Raw genomic sequence first — 21,957 nt, forward strand, 5'->3', positions numbered from 1 at the left:
CCACTACCTTTGTGCCAGTTTACCGGATAGATAGTGACACAAAGCAGATAAACAGTCGGTAATCTGTTCGATTTTTGTTAATTTATGCGTTCGAGGCTGATAAAGCGGTAATCGTCCTGGGTTTTGAGCCGAAAATAGCCATGCACACCATTGATGGCGACAAAGGGGCGTATTTTTTCTATGCCAAGTTCCAGGGTTAATCCCTGTTCGCTGCGCACCACCAGCCGTCTGGCATGGCCCTGATACATCAGCATCACCTCATCGCTATTCAATGAGAGCCGAAAAGTAAACTGCTTCACGCTTGCTCCTGATCACACGACAAATCACACAATAGGGGCAGGCGCATTCACGCCCCTGCCCCGTCAACACTTACTGCTGTAGTGCCTTGCTGACCTTCTCGAACAGATCCCGTGCCAGCCCCTCAAGGTTGGCAAGACGGGTCAGCTCGGCGCGGATCAGGGCCTTGCGCGCCTCATCCAGTCGCTTGAACTGGATAAGCGGAGTGATGAGACGGGAGGCCACCTGCGGATTCACCTCGTTGAGCTCGATCAGCAAATCGGTCAGGAAGCGGTAACCGCTGCCATCCACCGCATGGAACTGCACCTGATTGCTCATGGCGAAACTGCCGATCAGCGCCCGCAACCGGTTCGGATTGCGAATGCTGAAAGTGGGGTGACTCATCGCCTGTTTCACTTCACTCAGCACATCGGCAGCCGGTTTGCTGCCAATCAGCCGCAGCCAGTTGTCCAGCACCAGTCCATCCTTGGCCCACTTGCCTTCAAAATCGGCCAGCAGCGCAGCGCGGCATGGCAACAGATAGCCGTTGGCCACCTGCAGCGCCGCCAGAGTGTCGGTCATGTTGTCGGCAGTTGCATACTGCTCGCGCACCAGCGCATCAGCATGCTCCGCATCCAGCGCCGCCAGATAGCCGAGCACTACCCCTTTGAGGGCCCGCTTGGCCATGTCAGCATGCACCACCTGATAACCGTTCAGACGCAGACTCTGATAGGTTGCCGCCAAGCGCGCACCAAAGGCCTCGGCAAGACGGGTGTGGATCGCGTCGCGCACCTGATGGATGGCATCGATATCGGCCACCTCGAACAGCTCGGCCAGGGTCGCCTCACCGGGCAGCGCCAGGATCTCCGCCTTGAGGGCCAAATCGAGATCGCTGTCGTCCAGAATGACGACGAAGGCTGCCAACAGGGTTTGGGAGAGCTCAACCCCCTGCCCGTGCTGGACCCGCGCCACCCCGTCGATGACCGCCTTGTTGATCAGCATCTGGGCCGCATCCCAGCGGGCAAACTCGTTGCGGGCAAAGCGCATCAGGAAGGCGAGCGCTTCGTCGCTGTAGTCATAGTGCAGCTTGACTGGCGCGGAGAAGTCCCGCAGCAGGGAGGGAACCGGTTTGACCGGCACCCGATCGAACTCGAAGGTCTGCTCCGCTTCCAGCACATCGAGCACGTTGCCGATGGCCTTGCCCTGATACTGCAGCGCAATGACAGCACCCTGCTCGTCATATAGCTCGATATCGAGAGGGATATGCAGCGGCAGCTTTTGCGGTTGATCCTGAGTCGGCGGGGTGTGCTGGCTTACATGGAGGCGATAGATACCGCTGGCGGCATCGTACTCGTCGGTAACGGTCAGCTCGGGGGTGCCGGACTGGCTGTACCAGCGACGGAAACGACCGAGATCCACACCGGAAGCATCCTCCATCGCCTGCACGAAATCATCGCAGGTGGCGGCCGAGCCGTCGTGACGCTCGAAGTAGAGACGCATGCCGGCCTGGAAGGCAGCTTCACCCAGTAGGGTGTGCATCATGCGGATCACTTCCGACCCCTTCTCGTAGACGGTCAGGGTGTAGAAGTTGTTCATCTCGATCACCACATCCGGGCGGATCGGGTGCGCCATGGGGCCGGCATCTTCGGCAAACTGCGGGCCGCGCACGGTACGCACGTTGTTGATGCGGTTGACACCACGGGAGCCCAGGTCGGAGGAGAACTCCTGATCCCGGAATACTGTCAGCCCCTCTTTCAGGCTGAGCTGGAACCAGTCTCGACAGGTGACGCGGTTGCCGGTCCAGTTGTGGAAATATTCGTGACCGATCACCCGTTCGATACCGTGGTAGTCGCTGTCGGTGGCGGTGGCCGGATTGGCCAGCACGAACTTGGAGTTGAAGATGTTGAGCCCCTTGTTCTCCATGGCGCCCATGTTGAAGAAGTCCACTGCGACGATCATGTAGATGTCGAGATCATACTCGAGGCCGAAACGCTGTTCGTCCCAGCGCATGGAGTTTATGAGGCTCTCCATGGCAAAACCGGCGCGATCGAGGTTGCCCTTGTCGACGAAGATCTCGAGGGCAACCTTGCGGCCGCTCTTGGTGGTGTAGTGGCTGCGCTCCACATCGAAATCACCGGCCACCAGCGCAAACAGGTAGCTGGGTTTGGGGAAAGGATCCTGCCACTGCACGAAGTGACGGCCGCCATCCAGATCACCACTGTCGACCTTGTTGCCATTGGAGAGCAGGAAGGGGAACTGGGCTTTGTCGGCGGTAATGCGGGTGCTGTAACGCGCCAGAATGTCGGGGCGGTCCAGATAATAGGTAATGCGGCGAAAACCCTCCGCTTCACACTGGGTGCAGTAGGCATCGCCAGACTTGTAAAGCCCTTCCAGCGCGGTGTTGGCAGCCGGATCCAGCAGGGTGACGATTGTCAGCACACATTCGGACGGCAGGTTGAACAGGGTCAGACTGCTCTCGCCTTGCTCGTAGTGGTCACAGGGTATGCCATCAATGGCAACGCTTTTGAGGGTCAGCTGCTCACCATCGAGGACGAGCGGCGCATTGTGCTCGCCGTTGCGGCGAATGCGGGTGATGGCGGTGACCTGGGTCAGCGGCTCCTGCAGTTGGAAATCGAGGTCGATGGTGTCGATCCAGTAGAGCGGCGCCTGATAATCCTGGCGATATTTGGCCGTCATGGCCTGAGAGTGATCGGTCATTATTGTCTGCTTCCACGCTTGTTAAAGGCGAGAAAGAGGCTGTCACAACCAACTGGCGGGGTCAAACAATTTGCATTACGTCAGATACACCAGACAAAAAGAAAGGGCGACCGAAGTCGCCCTTGTGCATTGGAGGTCGCCTTGTCAGCTGCGTTTGCTGACCTTGGCCAGATCTGCCGTGATATTGGCCGCTTCGATGAGATACTCATCGGGCGCTTCAAAATCAGCGGGCAGTTCATCCAGACTCTTCACCGCCGGCTTGCCAAGACGTGCCAGACGCTCGTTGGTACGTTTGAGCGCTTTCTCATCCTGTTTCGCCTGCTCTGCAACACGCTCCGCCTCGTTGAGGGAGACCGACTTCTTGTCTTTCTCCTCCTTGTAGTCGGCAATATCTTGCATCACGTAGGCGAACTCGGGATCCTTGGCGATGCGGGCATCATGAGCCGCCTGCAGCTTGGGCAGCAGAGTAGTGAAATTGCCCAGAGTCTGATAGTTGGCAGAGGCTATCTTGTCCCACGGCAGCGCATTGAACTCACGGCTTTCACCCGTCTCTTCCGGCGCAACCGGTGTCGGGAAGCTGATATCCGGCGCAACGCCCTTGTTCTGGGTACTGCCACCGTTGATCCGGTAGAACTTGGCGATGGTGTACTGCACGTGACCCAGCGGCTGCTCGTAGAAGTCATAGACCTTGGCGAGGCTGCGATGCTGCTGCACTGTCCCCTTGCCGAAGGAGTTTTCCCCAAGGATCAGGGCTCGCCCATAATCCTGCATGGCGGCAGCAAAGATCTCGGAGGCCGAGGCACTGTATCTGTCGATCAGCACCGACATGGGACCGCCGTAATAGACGTTGCCATCGTCGTCACCGTTGACCGTGATACGGCCCATATGATCACGGATCTGAACCACAGGACCGCTGGCAAAGAAGAGACCACTCAGGGCAGAGGCTTCAGTCAGGGCGCCACCGCCGTTACCGCGCAGATCGATGATAAGACCATCGATCTTCTGCTTGTTGAGGCTGGAGAGCTCCTTGATCACGTCGTCATGCAGATTGACGTAGAAACTCGGGATCTCGATGACACCAATCTTCTTGCCTTCGGCGTTAATCACCTTGGACTTGGCTGCCCGGTCTTCAAGGCGCACCTTGTCGCGGGTCAGCTCGATCTGCTCGGTCTTGGCGGTTGCGCCCTTGCCGCGCTGGATCTCCAGCTTGACCTTGCTCCCCTTGGGCCCCTTGATGAGCTCGACCACGTCATCAAGACGCCAGCCGATCACATCGACAATCTTGCCATCTTCCTGCCCTACCCCGGTGATCTTGTCATCGGGTTTGAGGTGGTTGGATTTGGCAGCCGGGCCACCGGGCACCAGAGAACGGATGACGGTAAAGTCATCTTCCGCCTGCAACACGGCACCAATCCCCTCCAGCGAGAGGTTCATCTCGGTGTTGAAACGATCGGCACTGCGCGGGGAGAGGTAACTAGTGTGTGGTTCGATGGCGCGAGCGAAGGAGTTCATGAAGAGCTGGAAGACATCCTCGCTCTCGGTCTGGGACATCCGCTTGATGGCGTTGTTGTAACGCTTGCCAAGCAGTTCCTTGATCTCGGGCCACTCCTTGCCGCTGAGCTTGAGGCTCAGGGCATCGAACTTGACCCGCTGACGCCACAGCTCGTTGAGCTCTGCTTCATCTTTGGGCCAAGCCGCCCCTTCCCGATCGAACACATAGTTGTCGGGCTGGGTGAAATCAAAGGGAGTATCAAGCAGTTTGAGGGCGTATTCGAACCGCTCATAACGCCGTTGCTGACTCAGGTTGAACATCTCGTAGGCGGGAGCCAGACGGCCTCTTTCGAGGTCGGTGTCAAAACCGTTACGGTACTTTTCAAAACGGCTGATATCAGAGGCCAAAAACAGGTTGCGGCTGTAGTCCAGATTCTCCAGATATTTATCGAAAATCACGGAGGAAAAGGCATCGTCCAGCTTGAACTGTTTGTAGTGCGAGCGGGTAAACAGATTGGTAATTCGCTTGCTGGCCGTAGCATGTTGGCTCTCTTGAGCCAACACAGGCAAATCACTCTCCTTGAGCACCGGCTCGATGGCCTGTGCAAGCCCGGCAAGCGCCAGGCTACAGGCTACGAGGGAAAAACGAATTACGCCATGCTTCAACATTTGTCTCCTTAGAGAACCAAGTGCTCTGATTTGACCCGCACCATCATGCCGGTCTGCAGTTGGACCTGTACATCGTCCTTGGTTACTTCCTTGATGGTTGCCGGAACCGGGAATTTACCCATAACGACGCGCACATCCTGGCCCACTTTCAGCGTAGCGGCATCCACTTTAACCAGCGGAGCGTCAGCGACCGGTGCCTTGGCGGCAGCTTTCGGCTTGGCAGCTACATCAGCTTTCTCGGTTTTGCGCACAGCAGGACGACGGGGCTTCTTGGCCTTCTCATCCTTCTCTTTGGTATTGGTACGACGGCTGGCGAATACGCGTTCTTTGCTCTCTTTCAGAGCTTGCTTGGCGTGCTCGATGTGCTCTTCGGTCAGCAGCTCGCCCGGGTTGCCATCCAGATCAACGCGAGCCTGGCCAGCTTTGAGACCGTGCAGGTAGCGCCAGCTGGAGGTGTATTGACGCAGTGCGGAACGCAGCATGGTCTTGGAGACTCTGGCATCGTCAGCAAGACGCTCGGCCAAATCCTGGAAGATGCCAATCTTGAGCGGCTTGGCCTCTCCTTCAGCAACGAAGCAGGCCGGGAATTTCTCGACCAGGTAGGCAACGATCTCTTTACTGTTCTTCAGCTTCTCAGTGTTTTCCATGTATAACCTTGGCTTTCATATAAACGCACGGGCACGTCCCGAGCACAACAAAGGCCCCATTATAGAGAGCTTGGGGCCTTTTGCGAACCATCTAGCAATGACTTAGAGCATGCTTTCCAAAATTTGCACCGTTTCTTCGAGGCCAATCCGGTCTTCCTGGTCGAAACGGTTAAAAATCGGACTGTCGATATCGAGTACCCCGATGATCTCGCCACCACGGCGCACCGGGATCACGATTTCCGAGTTGCTCGCGCCATCACAAGCGATGTGACCATCGAACTGGTGGACATCGTCAATGAGCTGGGTTTTCCCCTCTGCCACTGCCGTACCACACACACCGCGGCCGACCGGGATCCGCACGCAGGCCGGTTTGCCCTGAAATGGCCCCAATACCAGGGTCTCGCCCTGCAACAGATAAAAACCGACCCAGTTGATCTCCTTCAGCTCCTGATTCAGCAGCGCGGAGAGGTTGGCCAGATTGGCAATAAGATCGGTTTCCCCCTCCAGCAGCGCCTTGGCCTGCTGGTTGAGGGTGCGATAAAATGGTTGTTTTTCAATCATGATTAAATGAACTTCACTCCCTGATGGTTTGGGGAAGGTAACGCCTGGCCGGGAAATTTCAAATATTTTTTCCACTCCCCGCTCCTTGCGCCGTTATTCCCGGGCAACGGAAAGCGCCAATTGCTGGCGTTGACTATTACTCCACTCGATATTTAACAACCAGATCATGACGGGTGATGTACAACTCCCCACCTGGGTTACCCCCTGCCACTGTCCGTCTATTTGTTCAAAGTTCACCGGAATGGTGCCCATAAACATATCTTTGCCTTCGAGTGTCGCTTTCACCGGTTTGATGGCCGGATCGCCGCCGCTAATAGCGATGACAAAGTCATGTTCAGCGCGCAGCGGTAATTCCTTGATGGCGACCGTCAGCGACTTGTCACCAATCAGCGCGCTGCAAGGGGTGTGGGAAAGATCACAAATCTGATCTTTTGTCTGGTCAGCAGAGACGCTGTTATCGACCGAAAACCAGGTGCGATAGGCCATCAGCGCCAATAACAGCGCCAATACCAGTACGAGGTGCAAAACTTTACGTGCGGTAAGTCTCTCTTTCATCAAAAACAGCCCGATTAAGATGCAATTAAAATAGTTTTTTGTGATCTCGAACAAGGTAAAAAACTGCCATATCGAGACCGGACGGAGCCAAATATATCACTGTTTATACTGTTATTTTACCTGTCACTTCAGTATCATTCCCATGCAGTTTTCATTTAGCCATCTTTTGCTTTTCCTTTCGTTAACAGATGTTAACAACTGGTCGGCGGTGGCTGATGAAGCCAGTCCGGTTCTCCGGATACAAAACCAAACAACAGCAGCATCGGAAGCGGAATATAACGATGAGCCATACAACTAACCATCCTGAGTACAACTACACCGTTGTTCGCCAGTTTACCGTCATGACGATTGTCTGGGGAATTGTCGGCATGTCGGTTGGCGTACTGATCGCAGCCCAGTTGATCTGGCCTGCCCTCAACTTCGAGACCCCGTGGCTGACTTACAGTCGTCTGCGGCCCCTCCATACCAACGCAGTGATCTTCGCCTTCGGCGTCAGTGCACTCATGGCCACCTCGTTTTACGTGGTGCAGCGCACCTGTCAAACCAGACTGTTTGGTGGCCCGCTGGCAACCTTCGTCTTCTGGGGCTGGCAAGCAATCATCCTCTCTGCCGCCATCTCTCTGCCGCTGGGTTACACCTCCGCCAAAGAGTACGCCGAGCTGGAGTGGCCGATTGATATCGCCATCACTGTGGTATGGGTCGCCTATGCCATCGTCTTCTTCGGCACCCTGATGAAGCGCACCACCTCCCACATCTATGTGGCGAACTGGTTCTTCGGCGCCTTCATCATCACCGTTGCGGTGCTGCACATTGTCAACAACATGGAAGTGCCGCTCTCCGGCATGAAGTCCTACTCCATGTACTCCGGCGCCATGGACGCCATGGTGCAATGGTGGTATGGCCACAACGCGGTAGGCTTCCTGCTGACCGCCGGCTTCCTGGGGATGATGTACTACTTCGTGCCCAAGCAGGCCGGTCGTCCGGTTTACTCCTATCGCCTCTCCATCGTGCACTTCTGGGCGTTGATCTCCCTCTATATCTGGGCCGGTCCGCACCACCTGCACTACACCGCACTGCCTGACTGGGCTCAGTCACTGGGCATGGTGATGTCCCTGATCCTGTTCGTACCCTCCTGGGGCGGCATGATCAACGGCATCATGACCCTCTCCGGTGCCTGGCACAAACTGCGTTATGACCCCATCCTGCGCTTCCTGATCGTCTCCCTCTCTTTCTACGGCATGTCGACCTTCGAAGGCCCGATGATGGCGATCAAAACCGTCAACGCCCTCTCCCACTACACCGACTGGACCGTTGGTCACGTGCACTCCGGTGCGCTGGGCTGGGTTGCCATGGTCTCCATCGGTGCGGTTTACCATCTGATCCCGAACCTGTTCGGCCAGGGCCGGATGTACAGCGTCAAGCTGATCAACGTTCACTTCTGGCTGGCGACCGTGGGCACCGTGCTCTACATCGTTGCCATGTGGATTTCCGGCGTGATGCAGGGCCTGATGTGGCGTGCAGTCAACGAAGACGGCACCCTGACCTACAGTTTCGTTGAAGCGCTGCAGGCATCCTATCCCTTCTATTTCGTGCGCTTCCTGGGTGGCTGCTTCTTCGTCACCGGCATGTTGCTGATGGCTTACAACGCCTATCGCACCATCACTGCGCCCAAAGGTTCTCTGGAACCTGTCGCCCAGCCAGCATGATTGAAGAGGTCAACCCATGAGCAACAATAACCGTCACGAAATATTTGAAAAAAGCGTTCCCATGCTGGTGGTCGGCATCATCTTCGCCATCAGTCTGGGGGGGCTGGTTGAAATCACTCCGCTGTTCTTCCAGAAGCAAACCACCGAGCCGGTGGAGGGCCTCAAGCCCTACACAGCCCTGCAGATGGAAGGACGCGACATCTTCATTCGCGAAGGCTGCACCAACTGCCACAGCCAGATGATCCGTCCGTTCCGTGCCGAAACCGAGCGTTACGGTCACTACTCGGTCGCTGGCGAGAGCGTCTGGGAGCACCCCTTCCTGTGGGGATCCAAGCGTACTGGTCCGGATCTGGCCCGTGTTGGTGGCCGCTACTCCGACGAGTGGCACAAGGTTCACCTGATCAACCCGCGCGATGTGGTACCGGAATCCAACATGCCCGCCTACCCCTGGCTTGATACCAATGTGCTGACTGGCGAGATGACCGGCAAAAAACTGGCGCTGTTCCGCGATCACTTCGGTGTGCCCTATACCGACGCCGATATTCAGGGTGCTGGCGAAGCCGTCAAGGGCAAAACCGAGCTGGATGCGCTGGTGGCCTATCTGCAATCACTGGGTCATGCCCTGAAATAAGGAGGCGAAAATGGACTACGGCACATTTCGCGGTCTGTATACCCTACTGTTGATGGCCATCATGATTGGCATCATCGTCTGGGCCTACAGCAAACGCCGCAAGACCTCTTTCGACGAGGCTGCCAATCTGGTTTTTGCCGATGATGAGCAACCCGGTGCTGATAAAAAGAACGCAGGAGCGAAACAATAATGAGCACTCTGTTTAGCATTTTTGTGACTGTCATCAGTCTGGGAACCATCCTCGGCTGCTTCTTGCTGCTGATGTGGTGCCGCAAGGACAAGATGGGTGTTGAAGAAGGCAAATCGATGGGTCACTCCTTCGATGGCATCGAGGAGATCAACAACCCGCTGCCGAAGTGGTGGACTTACATGTTCCTCTTCTTCATCGTCACCGGTCTGGTCTATCTGGTCGCCTTCCCGGGGCTTGGCAACTTCAAAGGCCTGTTGGGCTGGCAAAGTTCCAACCAGAACGTGCGCTCGTTGGCCGAATCCAAGGCTGCAACCGAATCGGCCAAGGCTGAAGGTCGCGCGGTGGAGTATGACCGCGAGGTCGCCAAGGCTGACGAGATCTACGGCGCCAAGTTCCGTGAACTCACCTACGAAGCGGATGGCAAAACCTATCGTGCCATTACCGAGATCGCCAAGGATCCGGAAGCCCTCAAAGTGGGGCAGCGTCTGTTCCTGCAGAACTGCTCCCAGTGTCACGGCTCCGATGCCCGTGGTGGCCGCGGCTTCCCGAACCTGACCGACAGCGAATGGCAATGGGGCGGCCAGCCTGATCAAATCAAGACCACCATCATGGGCGGTCGTCAGGGGATCATGGCTGCTTGGGGTGAAATCCTCGGCAAAGATGGCGTTCAGGAAGTGGCCTCCTATGTGCTGAGCCTCTCCGGTCGCAAGGTCGACCTGGTGGAAGCGAAGAAAGGTGAAGCACGCTTTGCCATCTGCGCTGCCTGCCACGGGGCCGATGCCAAGGGCGGTGTTGCCGTCGGTGCGCCAGATCTGACCAACAACACCTGGCTCTACGGTGGCTCCCGCGAAGTGGTGGTACAAACCATCACCCACGGTCGTCACGGCGTGATGCCAGCCTGGAAAGATATTCTGGGTGAGGACAAGGTTCACCTGCTGGCCTCCTACGTTTACAGCCTGTCTCATCAACAGTCTGCCAAATAAGGTTCGCCCGTAACGTTGTAACATGTGATAAACACGTGATTACACAGCAAAAAGCCTCGACTCCTCGAGGCTTTTTGTTATCTTGTGTTGCGTAAAAACCATCTTCCACGTTAATCATTCGTTTCATGGCAGTAGCAATCATGACCCAACCTCTATCCAAACCGTGGTATCGCCAATTCTGGCCCTGGTTTATCATCGCCCTCCCCACTGCCGCCGTTGTCGGCAGCATCGCCACCGCCATCATCGCCAGCAAGGATGGGGTCAATCTGGTGGCCGAGGACTATTACAAACAAGGGAAAGAGATCAATCAGGACTTGAGCAAGTTTGACCGCTCCGAAGCCCTCAATATCCGCTTTGGACTGGAGGTTGACGGCAACGAGCTGACCCTCAAACCCATCAGCGGTGACATTCCTGCCGGGCAAGCTCTCTATCTCTCATTGTTCCACCCGACCTTGGCCGGTCAGGACAGCGAACACATGATCACCGCCGATGCGAGCGGCACCTATCGCCTCCATTTCGACAAGCCGCTGGTCGGCAAGTGGCACATTCGGGTCGATGCTTTCGATCACGAGTGGCGATTGCAAGAGACCGTCCAGTTGCCCACCCTGGCCCCTGTCGAACTCGACCCGAAAGGACGCTAAGCCATGACCGGCTGTTCTCACTGTGGCGAGCCGGTGTTCGCCAGCGCCCCTGCAGCTTGCATTCTGCATTCAGGGGGGCATAACGCATGACCCCCTGCTTTCACTGTGGCGAGCCGGTACCCGCTAATAGTGGCTATTCCCTCGAGATAAAGGGGATTGTTCGCCCCATGTGCTGCCCCGGTTGTCAGGCGGTGGCAGAAACCATCATGGAGTGCGGCCTCGCCAGTTACTACGATCACCGCACCGCTCCTGGCACCAAGGGCGATCTGGTGCCCGAAGAGCTGGCCGCCCTCACCCACTACGATCTGGCAGAAGTGCAACAGGAGTTTGTCACCGACAGCGGTACCCTTCGCGAAATCCAGCTGACAGTTGAAGGGCTCACCTGCGCCGCCTGTGCCTGGCTTATCGAACGCCACCTGATGACCCTTGGCGGCTTGCGCTACATCAACGTCAACACCACCACCCACCGGGCCCGCATCAAGTGGGATCCGGACCAACTCTCCCTGAGTGACATCCTCAAGGGATTTGCCCAGATCGGCTATCGGGCCTACCCGTTCCAGACCCATCAACAGGAGGCGCTCTACGCCAAAGAGGTGCGCAGCTATATGTTCCGGCTGGCTCTGGCGGGGCTGGGCTCAATGCAGGTGATGATGTGCGCCGTGGCTCTCTACATGGATCTCTTCATCAGCGTTGAAGATGAGTTCATGGTCTACTTCAAGTGGATAAGCCTGCTGCTCTCCACCCCCATCATGATCTACTCGGCCCAGCCCTTTTACGTGGGGGCCTGGCGCAGCCTGAAGCAGGGTCACCTGTCGATGGATGTGTCGGTGTCGCTGGCGCTGATCGGGGCTTTTATCGCCTCCATGTGGGCCACCGTGTTCAATACCGGTGAGGTCTATTACGACTCCATCACCATGTTCGTCTTCTTCCTGCTGCTGGGGCGCTTTCTCGAGTTGCGGGCCCGGCGCAAGGCGTCGGAGTCGAGCTCCAACCTGGCGCGACTGGTGCCCATCATGGCGACCCGCATCGATGAGGAAGGGGAACATGAGGTAGCGGCCAAGACCTTGCAGGTCGGCGATCGGGTACGTGTGCTGGCTGGCGCCACCTTGCCGGCGGATGGCATCATTGTCGAAGGGCAAGCCAGCCTCAACGAATCCATGCTGACCGGTGAACAGCTGCCCCTGCTCAAACAGCGCGGTGATCAGGTCTATGCCGGCACCATCAACACGGATGCCCCGCTGCAGATCCGGGTCAGCCACCGTATCGAAGAGTCGCGGATCGCCCAGATCATGCGGCTGCAGGATCACGCCCTCGATGATAAACCGGCCATCGCCCAGATGGCGGATCAGCTGTCGCGCCACTTTATTCTGGTGCTGCTGATCATTGCCGCCGCGGTTTGGACTTTCTGGCACTTCCATCAACCGGATCAGGCGTTCTGGGTCACCCTCGCCGTGCTGGTTGCCACCTGCCCCTGTGCCCTGTCGCTGGCCACTCCGACGGCGCTAACCTCGGCCACCGCCAATCTGACCCGCAACGGCATTCTGCTGCGCCGTGGTCATGTGCTGGACGTGCTGACCAAGGCAAACCGGATCGTGATGGACAAGACTGGCACCCTGACCACCGGTGAGATCAGTCTGACCGGCACCACCACCTTGGCAGAGATGGACGAGACGCACTGCCTCGCCATCGCCCGGGCCATGGAGGCGCAATCCGAGCACCCCATAGCTCGCGCCTTCCGGCTACCTGCCGACAGTATCAGTGTGCTGCCATCCGCCCGCGAGATCACCCCTGTCATCGGTCACGGCATCACAGCGCTGGTGGATGGCGTACGTTACCGCATCGGCAGTGCCCGCTGGCTTGGGCTGGATCCGGCGCAAGAACGCGGCCGCGGTCTGGCTATCTATCTGGCCGACGAGCAGCAGGTCTTGGCCCGCTTCAATCTGGAAGATACCCTGCGCCCCGATGCTAGGGCGCTGATAGCGGCATTCAAGGCGGCAGGTCTGCAAACTACCGTGCTGACTGGCGACAGCTCTTTTCAGGCAGACGAGATTGCCCGCGAGCTGGGCGTGGATGAGCTGGTCAAGGGGGTCTCACCCAATGGCAAGCTGACCTACCTCAAGGCCCGGGAAGCCCAGGGGGATATCAGCATCATGGTGGGCGATGGCATCAACGACGCCCCGGTACTGGCCGGAGCGCACGCCTCGTTTGCCATGGCTGGTGGCACCGATCTGGCGAAAAACAGCGCCGATGCCATCCTGCTGGCCGATGACCTGAGCCGACTGCTCGAGGCCAGAGTGCTGGCAATGCGTACCCGCAAGATCATCATCGAGAACTTCGCCTGGTCCATCGGTTACAACCTGCTGGTGTTGCCGCTGGCGGCCTGCGGCTGGCTGCCCCCCTATCTGGCGGCGGCGGGCATGTCGCTCAGCTCACTCATCGTGGTAACCAACTCCATGCGCCTCAACCGATGAGGCTGGTGGCGGAAAATAGCTGAAAATGTGGCCTGCCTTCGATGCAGGCCACATTTCTAATTGATAGCGGCTGGCCCCCTGCCCGAACAGGGTTACCATAGGGGACGCTTGCCAAGGAAGAACGCCAAGGTACCTCTCATGAATATAATTTTTGTCCTGATCCCCATCGCCATCCTGTTTGTGATCATCGCCGGGGTCGTCTTCTTCTGGGCCATTCGCTCCGAGCAGTTTGAAGATCTCGACCGGCAGGGTTCCAACATCCTGTTTGACGAAGAGCAACCCACCCACAAACCCGCAAAGCCTGCTGACCATGACCCACAACCTTAATCTGGCCGGCGCCCTGCTGGTCGGACTGGCAGGCTCCGCCCACTGCATCGGCATGTGTGGTGGCGTCTCCGCCGCGCTCTCCATGGCAATCCCCGCCAACAAACAACACTTCTGGGGGCGGCTCGCCTATCTGCTCAACTACAACCTCGGCCGGATCCTGAGCTATGTCATTGCAGGTGCACTGGTGGGCGGCCTGCTCGCCACCACCAGTGAGCTGGGCGCTGGCAAACACGCTATTGCCGGCTTGCGTCTCGTGGCAGCGCTATTGATGATTGCGCTTGGTCTCTATCTGGCGGGCTGGTGGCAAGGGATCTTGCTGCTGGAGCGGCTCGGCGCCAGATTTTGGCCACGTATCAAACCGCTGGCGGGCAAATTTATCCCCTTCACCTCACCTGTGCAGGCACTGCCCTTTGGCATGGTGTGGGGTTGGCTCCCCTGCGGGCTGGTCTACTCCATGCTGACCTGGAGCGCAGCGGCGGGTTCGGCCAGTGGCGGGGCGCTCATCATGCTATTTTTTGGCCTCGGCACCCTTCCCACCCTGTTTGCGTTGGGCGGGCTCGCCGATCGCCTGAGATACTGGCTCACCCTGCGCAGTTTGCGCCTTGGCGGTGCCCTGCTGCTCATTTTGTTCGGGGTGCATACCTTCTGGATTGGCATTGCTTCCTTTTGAAACCCTATCCAAAACGGATGAGTTGATGGTAAACTTGTTTGATATAAATCAATTATTCGTATGAGCCTATGATCCCGGAAAAGAAACCTGGCAGACGTATCCAGAGCGGTGGCTGTGCAATTCATTGCCAGGATTGCAGCATCAGTCAGCTCTGTATTCCCTTCACTCTGAACGACAACGAGCTTGATCAGCTGGACAGCATCATCGAGCGCAAGAAGCCGATCCAGAAGGGTGAAGAGCTGTTCAAGGCTGGCGATGAGTTCAAATCCCTCTATGCCATCCGTTCCGGGACCATCAAGTCTTACACCATCACCGAGCAAGGGGATGAGCAGATCACCGCGTTCCACCTCGCTGGCGATCTGGTCGGTTTTGATGCCATCCACAAACAAGCACACCCCTCCTTCGCCCAGGCGCTGGAAACCGCCATGGTGTGCGAGATCCCCTTTGAAGTGCTGGATGATCTCTCCGGCAAGATGCCCAAGCTGCGCCAGCAGATCATGCGTCTGATGAGCAACGAAATCATGGGCGATCAGGAGATGATCCTGCTGCTCTCCAAGAAGAATGCCGAAGAGCGCCTCGCCGCCTTCCTGCACAATCTGTCGGTACGCTTCTCCGAACGCGGCTTCTCCGCCAAGGAGTTCCGTCTATCCATGACCCGTGGTGACATTGGCAACTATCTGGGGCTGACCGTTGAGACCATCAGTCGTCTGCTCGGCCGTTTCCAGAAGTCCGGTCTCATCAGCGTTAAAGGCAAATACATTACCGTACTGGATCAGGTCGCGCTGGGCATGATGGCCGGTGCAACTCGCCCGCCCTGCGGCTGATTTTTCCGCTTACCCTCTCACTTTTTTCCTGCTTTCCCTGCCGGATCCTTTCCTCTGGAATGTGATCCGGTACGTTCCCCATACCCTCCTCCTGCGCTAAGCTGTAATGGCTAAGATTCTGCTGTCATTGGACTTTTCCAAGGAGGAGAAGATGGTCAAATATCAGAATATTCTGGTGGTTATCAATCCAGAAGAGGAGCGCCAAATCGCCCTCGAACGGGCAGTCAAAGTCGCCGAGCTGGACGAAAACGCCCATCTGACCCTGCTGCTCACCATCTATGACTTCTCGTATGAAATGACCGCCATGCTCTCGGTGGACGAGCGGCAAGAGATGCGCGACGGCGTCATTTCACAGCGACGTGAGTGGCTGGACGAGATCCTGACCCCCTATCGGGCACAGGGGATCGAGTGCGAAGTGAAAGTGGTCTGGCACAATCGTCCCTTCGAGTGCGTGATCCAGGAGGTGCTGGAGCAGCGCCACGATCTGGTGGTCAAAGCCACTCACCATCACAGCTTCCTGCAAACCTTCATCTTTACCCCCACCGACTGGCACCTGCTGCGCAAATGCCCCTGTCCGGTGCTGCTGGTCAAAGAGGGTCACTGGCAACGGGGCGGCAACATCATCGCCGCCATCAACTGCTCAAGTGACGATCCGGATCAGAAACTGCTCAACGAACGGATCACCCAGGAGGGAAGCGACATCGCCGAGCTGCTGGGCTCCAATCTCTATCTGGTCAACACCTACCCGGGCACCCCGGTCAACGTGGCCATCGAGCTGCCAGAGTTTGATCCCAACGCCTACAACGAAGCTATCCGCAAGCACCACGAAAGCCTGCTGCTAAGCCATGCCGACAAGTTCGGGATCGGTCATCTCTGGACTCGGGTAGCAGAGGGGCTACCGGAAGAGGTGTTGCCGGATATGGCCGAAGAGCTCAAGGCGACCCTGATGATCATGGGCTGCGTCGGCCGTACCGGGCTTTCTGCAGCTTTGCTCGGCAATACCGCCGAACATGTGATTGACCGCCTCTCCTGCGACATCCTGATCCTCAAACCGGCGGACTACAGCTGCCCGGTCGACAGTCGTCGCAATCAATCATAAGGTGCCTGGCACCTTGCCCTCCCCCGGGACATGGCTATAATAACGCGCTTATTTGTGTCCCGGGTTTTACGAGCATGCTAGAAGAGCTGAACGCCAAAGAAAAATACAGTTTTAACAAACTGCAGAAGCGCCTGCGGCGCAACGTGGGTCAGGCCATTGCCGACTTCAACATGATTGAAGAGGGCGACAAGGTCATGGTCTGCCTCTCAGGCGGCAAGGACAGCTTCGGTATGCTCGACATACTGATGAGCCTCAAAGCCAGCGCCCCCATCCATTTCGATCTGGTTGCCGTCAACCTGGATCAGAAGCAGCCCGGTTTCCCCGAGCATGTGCTGCCCGAGTATCTGGATTCCCTCGGCATCGAGTACAAGATTGTTGAAGAGGATACCTACTCCATCGTCAAGGAGAAGGTACCGGAAGGCAAAACTACCTGCTCTCTTTGCTCACGGCTGCGCCGCGGTATTCTCTACCGCACCGCCCAGGAGCTGGGTTGCACCAAGATTGCCCTTGGCCACCACCGCGACGACATCCTCGAGACCCTGTTCCTCAACATGTTCTACGGTGGCAAGCTCAAGTCCATGCCGCCCAAGCTGGTGAGCGACGATGGCAAGAACGTGGTGATCCGCCCGCTGGCCTACTGCAAAGAGAAGGATCTGATCCGCTACGCCGACGTCAAAGCCTTCCCCATCATTCCGTGCAACCTGTGCGGCTCGCAGGAGAACCTGCAGCGTCAGGCCATCAAACAGATGATGCAGGATTGGGATCGCCGCTTCCCCGGTCGTATCGAAACCATGTTCACCGCCATTCAGGACGTGATCCCGAGCCACCTGCTCGACCACAAGCTGTTTGACTTCAAGAGCATCAACCGCGACTCCGGCATCATCGATGGCGGCGACAAGGCCTTTGATCCGCCCGAGATGCCAAAGGCGCCGCTGCTGGATATCGACGAGATGGACATGCTGGATGTGATTGAAGTGCGCTAAGCCGCGCTCACAGGGCAAACACCACGCAATAAAAAAGGAGCGATAATCGCTCCTTTTTTGCTTTCTTGACCTGCCTGTTACCAACGTGACAACACCATCGGCATCAGTCCTTGTGCAGCCAGGGGGTCAGTCGCAGCACGTCACCCTGCAGGCGCAGTTGCCCGGCAGCGAACGCGGCCAGTTGCTCATTGCTTAGCAGCAGGTGGCCTTCCTGCCAGGGCAGCGCTTCCTGACGGGCGCCATCAATCAGATAAGCAGTGCCGCTCTGCTGCACCAGGGTAATGCGTACCCCTTCCATCTTCGGCAGGAAGTGCTTGCCGACCATGCCCGCCATCTTGTCGAGCAGCGACTGCATCTGCTGCTGACGGGCCGCCAGCTCCGCCAGCGGCAGCTCGGGCCCGTTCGGTGCGTCAGCCATCACCTGTACCGTCATATCGCATGTAGCGTGCTCTTCTTTCAGGCCGACGGTTACGATCCCCTTGTCGAGGTTGAGATCCTCATCAAAAGGCAGGCGCAGTTCGCTATCGATTGTTACCTCGCCCGCAACCTCCTTGCTGTCGGTTGCAACCCGGGCAAAGGTGAGGCCACAGCGCTGACCATTTTGCGGATCGGTCAGATAAAACCCCAGTCTGGCGTGACCAAACTCCCCTTTGGCAAAGGTCTTCATCTGGCTGTAGAAGGTGCTGTATTGCAGATCCAGCACCGGCTCAGCCAGCGCCAGCCCTGGCAGCAAGAGCGTGGCCAGCAGGCTCTGGCGCACAGCCTTGGTCACTCCATATCGACGGGTCATTCAACGTCCTTTTGCATCATGCATTGAAATGGTTGGGGCCTTCTGTCACCTCGTTAACCTCTACCCCCACCCCGCAGAGATCCCGATAGAGGATCCCCTTGCAGTTGAAATAGAGCGGTGCCACCCAGATAAGCCCCAACCCCATGGGGATCAGGGCCAGGAAGAAGAGCGCAGCCATCACGCCGTGAAACAGCACCAGGCTCGGCCAGCCGCGCAAGAAGATCTTGAGCGAGACCACAATGGCCTGCGGCGGCGTCATGCCGCGCTCCAGCACCAGCGGCACGGTAAAGAGCAGCCCCATGCCGATCAGGGCCGAGGGAATGAAAGAGAGTACGGCGGGCAATCCCAGCAGATCGAATAGCGGGCCAAACAGGCTGGTGAGCAGACTGCCAAGCAGGCTCAACATGCCGAGGCGCACAAAGTGGCGGAAGAAGTCGAACACCTGGTTGGCACGGGCGCGCACCCCGACCGACTGCTGCAACCCCAGCATATCGAGGGAGCTGGTCATGGGGGCCATCACCACCGTCATCAGCAGGCTCAGTACCATGGCCACATTCATCTGGCTGTCATCCCCCAGATAGGGCAACAGCAGCACATTGCTAAGCAGGATCCAGATCGCCGTCACCCCGACAATCGCCAGCAGCAGGCCAAATCCGGTACGGCGGGTCTGTTGCCATCCCTCCTGGATGACCCCTTTCAGATCAAGGCGGTAGCCCTGGTTCAGAGACTGCTCAAGGGAGCCGCCAATACGCATTTTATTACTCAATTGACTATCCAATATCGAAAACGACCAAATCAGGTGGCACATTATAGCGATTTGGTCTGCTATTCGTAGCCGTTTTTCCTGCGCACTTGCGGCTAATTCGGGCCAAAAAGCCTTTAATTTCATGTGTCGGCTGCATAGAATGCGGCCCTCTTTCAACACGATGGCCACTGGCTGGGGTGAGACTGGCGGATGATGAACAATCCACAGGTAATTGTCGCGCTGAACAAGATCAGCAAAAAATACGATGGCAAGGTGATCCTGAGTGACCTTGACCTTGAAATCTATGACGGTGAATTTCTTACCCTGCTGGGCCCTTCCGGCTGTGGCAAGACCACCCTGCTGCGCCTGCTGGCCGGGCTCGAATCGGTCGACGGTGGCACCATTCATCTGGCCGGTGACGAGATCACCCATATCCCCGCCGAACACAGGCACATCAACACCGTGTTTCAGAGCTATGCGCTCTTCCCCCATATGACGGTGTTTGAAAACGTCGCCTTTGGCCTCGAGATGCAGAAAGTGCCTGCCAGCGAGATCCGCCAGCGGGTCGAGGAGACCCTCGCCATGGTACAGCTCACCGAGCTGGCCAATCGCCGCCCGGATCAGCTCTCCGGCGGGCAGCAGCAACGGGTCGCCATTGCCCGCGCCGTGGTCAACAAGCCCCGCCTGCTGCTGCTCGACGAATCCCTCTCGGCGCTCGACTACAAGCTGCGCAAGCAGATGCAGAGCGAGCTCAAGGCGCTGCAGCGTCGCCTTGGTATCACCTTTGTCTTCGTTACCCATGATCAGGAAGAGGCACTCACCATGTCTGATCGCATCCTGGTGATGGAAGGCGGCAAGATCATCCAGCGCGGCACCCCGCGCGATATCTACGAATCGCCAGCCAATCTGTTCGTGGCCCGCTTTATCGGCGAGATCAACGTGATGGATGGCAAGCTGATCAGCCAGCGCGAGCCCGGTATCTGGCAGGCGGAGGTAGAGGGGCGCGAATGTCTGCTTCATACCACCTTGCCGTTCCAGCCTGACGACAAGGTGCTGGTACTGCTGCGCCCGGAAGATCTGCGCATTCTCGATCAGGATGACGATCAAAGTGGCGCGCTGCGGGGCAACATCCGCGAGCGCAACTACAAGGGGGCGACGCTGGATTCGGTGATCGAACTCGAAAGCGGCAAACAGCTGCTTATCTCAGAGTTCTTCGACGAGGATGACCCCGACTTTGACTACCGTCTGGGTCAGGAGGTGGCGATCCACTGGGTCGACAGCTGGGAGGTGGTGCTGCCCTATGAGCCTCACTAATCTGCGGGTAGCGCACAGCTTTGCCCACAACGGCTTTCGCAACGGGGCCATCGCGCTGATCCTCGGCTGGCTGACGCTGTTTGTCTTCCTGCCCAACCTGATGATCATCGGTGTCAGCTTCCTCACCCGTGACGAGTCCGAGCTTATCGCACCGCTCTTTACCCTGAGCAACTATGGCCGCCTGCTGGACCCCCTCTATTTCGAGGTGCTGCTCCACTCCCTCTGGCTGGCGCTGCTCGCCACCGCCATCTGCCTGCTGGTGGGCTACCCCTTTGCCTGGCTGCTGGCTCATCTGCCAGCGCGTATCCGCCCGCTGCTGCTGTTTCTGGTGGTGGTGCCGTTCTGGACCAACTCCCTTATTCGCACCTATGCGCTTAAAGTGCTGCTCGGCACCCGGGGGCTGATCAATGGCTGGCTGCTGGATCTGGGGCTTATCGAGCGACCGCTGCAGATGATGTATACCGAGGTAGCCGTCATCATCGGGCTGGTCTATGTACTGCTCCCCTTTATGGTGCTGCCGCTCTACTCCAGCATCGAGAAGCTGGATGGCCGTTTGCTGGAGGCGGCGCGAGATCTTGGCGCCAACGGCTGGCAGCGGCTGGTGCGGATCATCTTGCCCCTCACTCTGCCCGGCATCATCGCCGGTTGTCTGCTGGTGTTCCTGCCCGCCATGGGGATGTTCTATGTCTCAGATCTGCTGGGGGGTGCCAAGCACCTGCTGATCGGCAACCTGATCAAGACCCAGTTCCTCAACAGCCGTGACTGGCCCTTTGGCGCCGCCATCAGCGTGATGTTGACGGTGCTGATGGCGCTGTTGGTCTACTGCTACTGGCGGGCGGGCAAGCTGCTCAGCAAGAAGGGGGAGCTGGCATGATGCGCGCACTGAAGGCTCTGTTCTTGCTGCTGGTGTTTGGCTATCTCTATGTACCCATCGGGGTGCTGATCGCCAACTCCTTCAACCTGTCGAAATATGGCATCGACTGGCGCGGCTTTACCCTGGGCTGGTATGAGAAGCTGTTTGCCAGCGCCAGCCTGATGCAGGCGGCCCAGCACTCCCTGACCATCGCCGCCCTCACCGCCACCGCGGCCACCCTGATCGGCACCCTCACCGCCGTGGCGCTGTTTCGCTACCGCTTTCGCGGCAAACAGTACGTGAGCGGCATGCTGTTCGTGGTGATGATGTCCCCCGATATCGTGATGGCCATCTCCCTTCTGACCCTGTTTGTGGTGACCGGCATTACGCTGGGCTTCTGGTCGCTGCTGATCGCCCACATCACCTTCTGCCTGCCGTTCGTGGTGATCACCGTCTACTCGCGGCTGTGCGGTTTTGATGTGCGGATGCTGGAGGCTGCACGGGATCTAGGGGCTGGCGAGTGGATCATCCTGCGCCGCATCATACTGCCACTGGCACTGCCGGCAGTGATGGCGGGCTGGCTGCTCTCCTTTACCCTGTCGCTGGATGACGTGGTGGTGAGCTCCTTTGTGACCGGCCCGGCCTACGAGATCCTGCCGCTCAAGATCTACTCCATGGTCAAGGTGGGGGTCTCCCCCGAGGTCAACGCCCTGGCCACCCTGATGCTGGTCGCCTCCCTCGGGATGGTGCTGCTGGCGCAACTGTTACTGCGCAAACGGCAGGGTTGACCCTGCCCGTTTCGTCCCCGCCATC

22 protein-coding genes are annotated in these 21,957 nt (G+C 57.9%); 14 read left to right on the forward strand and 8 right to left on the reverse strand.

What is annotated here, in order from left to right; all coding sequences use genetic code 11:
- Positions 1-77: 77 nt before the first annotated feature.
- The 6 genes from G5195_RS02415 to G5195_RS02440 all read right to left on the reverse strand — a co-directional run bounded on the left by G5195_RS02415 (position 78) and on the right by G5195_RS02440 (position 6,917).
- A complete protein-coding gene (locus G5195_RS02415) occupies positions 78-299 on the reverse strand; it encodes a DUF2835 family protein (RefSeq protein WP_005351919.1) in 222 nt (73 codons plus the stop codon).
- A gap of 70 nt (positions 300-369) precedes the next feature.
- Positions 370-2,994 (reverse strand): aminopeptidase N, encoded by a 2,625-nt coding sequence (gene pepN / locus G5195_RS02420; protein WP_421221764.1) that lies wholly within the window; start codon positions 2,992-2,994, stop codon positions 370-372.
- Positions 2,995-3,138: 144 nt separating this feature from the next.
- Positions 3,139-5,154, reverse strand: coding sequence for a carboxy terminal-processing peptidase (gene prc / locus G5195_RS02425; protein ID WP_421235791.1), 2,016 nt, complete (start codon positions 5,152-5,154; stop codon positions 3,139-3,141).
- Between the two features lie 8 nt (positions 5,155-5,162).
- Complete coding sequence (gene proQ / locus G5195_RS02430) at positions 5,163-5,801, reverse strand: RNA chaperone ProQ (protein ID WP_005351923.1); 639 nt, start codon at positions 5,799-5,801, stop codon at positions 5,163-5,165.
- A 102-nt stretch (positions 5,802-5,903) separates the two neighbouring features.
- Positions 5,904-6,362 (reverse strand): GAF domain-containing protein, encoded by a 459-nt coding sequence (locus G5195_RS02435; RefSeq protein ID WP_421221767.1) that lies wholly within the window; start codon positions 6,360-6,362, stop codon positions 5,904-5,906.
- A gap of 93 nt (positions 6,363-6,455) precedes the next feature.
- Entirely contained in the window at positions 6,456-6,917 is a 462-nt protein-coding gene (locus G5195_RS02440; protein WP_421235792.1) for a hypothetical protein, read from the reverse strand.
- 281 nt (positions 6,918-7,198) lie between these two features.
- Between G5195_RS02440 and ccoN the strand changes: the two genes are divergently transcribed.
- The 11 genes from ccoN to ttcA all read left to right on the forward strand — a co-directional run bounded on the left by ccoN (position 7,199) and on the right by ttcA (position 17,442).
- Positions 7,199-8,623 (forward strand): cytochrome-c oxidase, cbb3-type subunit I, encoded by a 1,425-nt coding sequence (gene ccoN, locus G5195_RS02445; protein WP_005336616.1) that lies wholly within the window; start codon positions 7,199-7,201, stop codon positions 8,621-8,623.
- A 16-nt stretch (positions 8,624-8,639) separates the two neighbouring features.
- Positions 8,640-9,254: a cytochrome-c oxidase, cbb3-type subunit II gene (gene ccoO, locus G5195_RS02450; RefSeq protein WP_021230095.1), complete on the forward strand. Its 615-nt coding sequence runs from the start codon at positions 8,640-8,642 to the stop codon at positions 9,252-9,254.
- Positions 9,255-9,264: 10 nt separating this feature from the next.
- The gene (locus G5195_RS02455; protein WP_005336620.1) at positions 9,265-9,444 is read left to right on the forward strand and encodes a CcoQ/FixQ family Cbb3-type cytochrome c oxidase assembly chaperone; all 180 of its coding nucleotides are present in this window, start codon (positions 9,265-9,267) and stop codon (positions 9,442-9,444) included.
- A complete protein-coding gene (gene ccoP / locus G5195_RS02460; protein WP_421221769.1) occupies positions 9,444-10,427 on the forward strand; it encodes a cytochrome-c oxidase, cbb3-type subunit III in 984 nt (327 codons plus the stop codon). The genes G5195_RS02455 and ccoP overlap by 1 nt, the downstream gene beginning before the upstream one ends.
- Positions 10,428-10,567: 140 nt before the next feature.
- Positions 10,568-11,068 carry a FixH family protein gene (locus G5195_RS02465; RefSeq protein WP_043820362.1) on the forward strand — a complete coding sequence of 167 codons (501 nt, stop codon included), beginning with the start codon at positions 10,568-10,570 and terminating at the stop codon, positions 11,066-11,068.
- 86 nt (positions 11,069-11,154) lie between these two features.
- Entirely contained in the window at positions 11,155-13,539 is a 2,385-nt protein-coding gene (locus tag G5195_RS02470; protein WP_421235793.1) for a heavy metal translocating P-type ATPase, read from the forward strand.
- Between the two features lie 138 nt (positions 13,540-13,677).
- Positions 13,678-13,866 (forward strand): cbb3-type cytochrome oxidase assembly protein CcoS, encoded by a 189-nt coding sequence (gene ccoS / locus G5195_RS02475; protein ID WP_005360558.1) that lies wholly within the window; start codon positions 13,678-13,680, stop codon positions 13,864-13,866.
- Positions 13,850-14,536, forward strand: a complete 687-nt coding sequence (locus G5195_RS02480; protein WP_421221771.1) for a sulfite exporter TauE/SafE family protein — start codon at positions 13,850-13,852, stop codon at positions 14,534-14,536. Before ccoS ends, G5195_RS02480 begins: the two co-directional genes overlap by 17 nt.
- Before the next feature lie 68 nt (positions 14,537-14,604).
- A complete protein-coding gene (locus tag G5195_RS02485) occupies positions 14,605-15,360 on the forward strand; it encodes an FNR family transcription factor (protein ID WP_005336632.1) in 756 nt (251 codons plus the stop codon).
- Between the two features lie 151 nt (positions 15,361-15,511).
- On the forward strand, positions 15,512-16,459 hold the full coding sequence (uspE, locus tag G5195_RS02490; protein WP_005345417.1) for a universal stress protein UspE: 948 nt from the start codon (positions 15,512-15,514) through the stop codon (positions 16,457-16,459).
- Between the two features lie 74 nt (positions 16,460-16,533).
- Positions 16,534-17,442, forward strand: a complete 909-nt coding sequence (gene ttcA / locus G5195_RS02495; protein ID WP_005336634.1) for a tRNA 2-thiocytidine(32) synthetase TtcA — start codon at positions 16,534-16,536, stop codon at positions 17,440-17,442.
- 103 nt (positions 17,443-17,545) lie between these two features.
- Here the strand turns inward: ttcA and G5195_RS02500 are convergent, their stop codons facing one another.
- Both G5195_RS02500 and G5195_RS02505 read right to left on the reverse strand, forming a co-directional pair.
- On the reverse strand, positions 17,546-18,232 hold the full coding sequence (locus G5195_RS02500; protein ID WP_368174065.1) for a DUF2987 domain-containing protein: 687 nt from the start codon (positions 18,230-18,232) through the stop codon (positions 17,546-17,548).
- A gap of 16 nt (positions 18,233-18,248) precedes the next feature.
- Positions 18,249-18,986: a hypothetical protein gene (locus G5195_RS02505; protein WP_216954367.1), complete on the reverse strand. Its 738-nt coding sequence runs from the start codon at positions 18,984-18,986 to the stop codon at positions 18,249-18,251.
- A 201-nt stretch (positions 18,987-19,187) separates the two neighbouring features.
- On the opposite strand from G5195_RS02505, the gene potA reads away from it, so the two are divergent.
- The 3 genes from potA to potC are packed head-to-tail and all read left to right on the forward strand — an operon-like array spanning position 19,188 to position 21,932.
- Positions 19,188-20,291 (forward strand): spermidine/putrescine ABC transporter ATP-binding protein PotA, encoded by a 1,104-nt coding sequence (gene potA, locus G5195_RS02510; RefSeq protein ID WP_005351940.1) that lies wholly within the window; start codon positions 19,188-19,190, stop codon positions 20,289-20,291.
- Positions 20,278-21,165 (forward strand): spermidine/putrescine ABC transporter permease PotB, encoded by an 888-nt coding sequence (potB, locus tag G5195_RS02515; RefSeq protein ID WP_019446371.1) that lies wholly within the window; start codon positions 20,278-20,280, stop codon positions 21,163-21,165. Before potA ends, potB begins: the two co-directional genes overlap by 14 nt.
- Positions 21,162-21,932: a spermidine/putrescine ABC transporter permease PotC gene (gene potC, locus G5195_RS02520; protein ID WP_204477058.1), complete on the forward strand. Its 771-nt coding sequence runs from the start codon at positions 21,162-21,164 to the stop codon at positions 21,930-21,932. The genes potB and potC overlap by 4 nt, the downstream gene beginning before the upstream one ends.
- Positions 21,933-21,957 lie beyond the last annotated feature (25 nt).

Source organism: Aeromonas sp. 601039 (assembly GCF_049174415.1).
GTDB lineage: Bacteria > Pseudomonadota > Gammaproteobacteria > Enterobacterales > Aeromonadaceae > Aeromonas > Aeromonas veronii_A.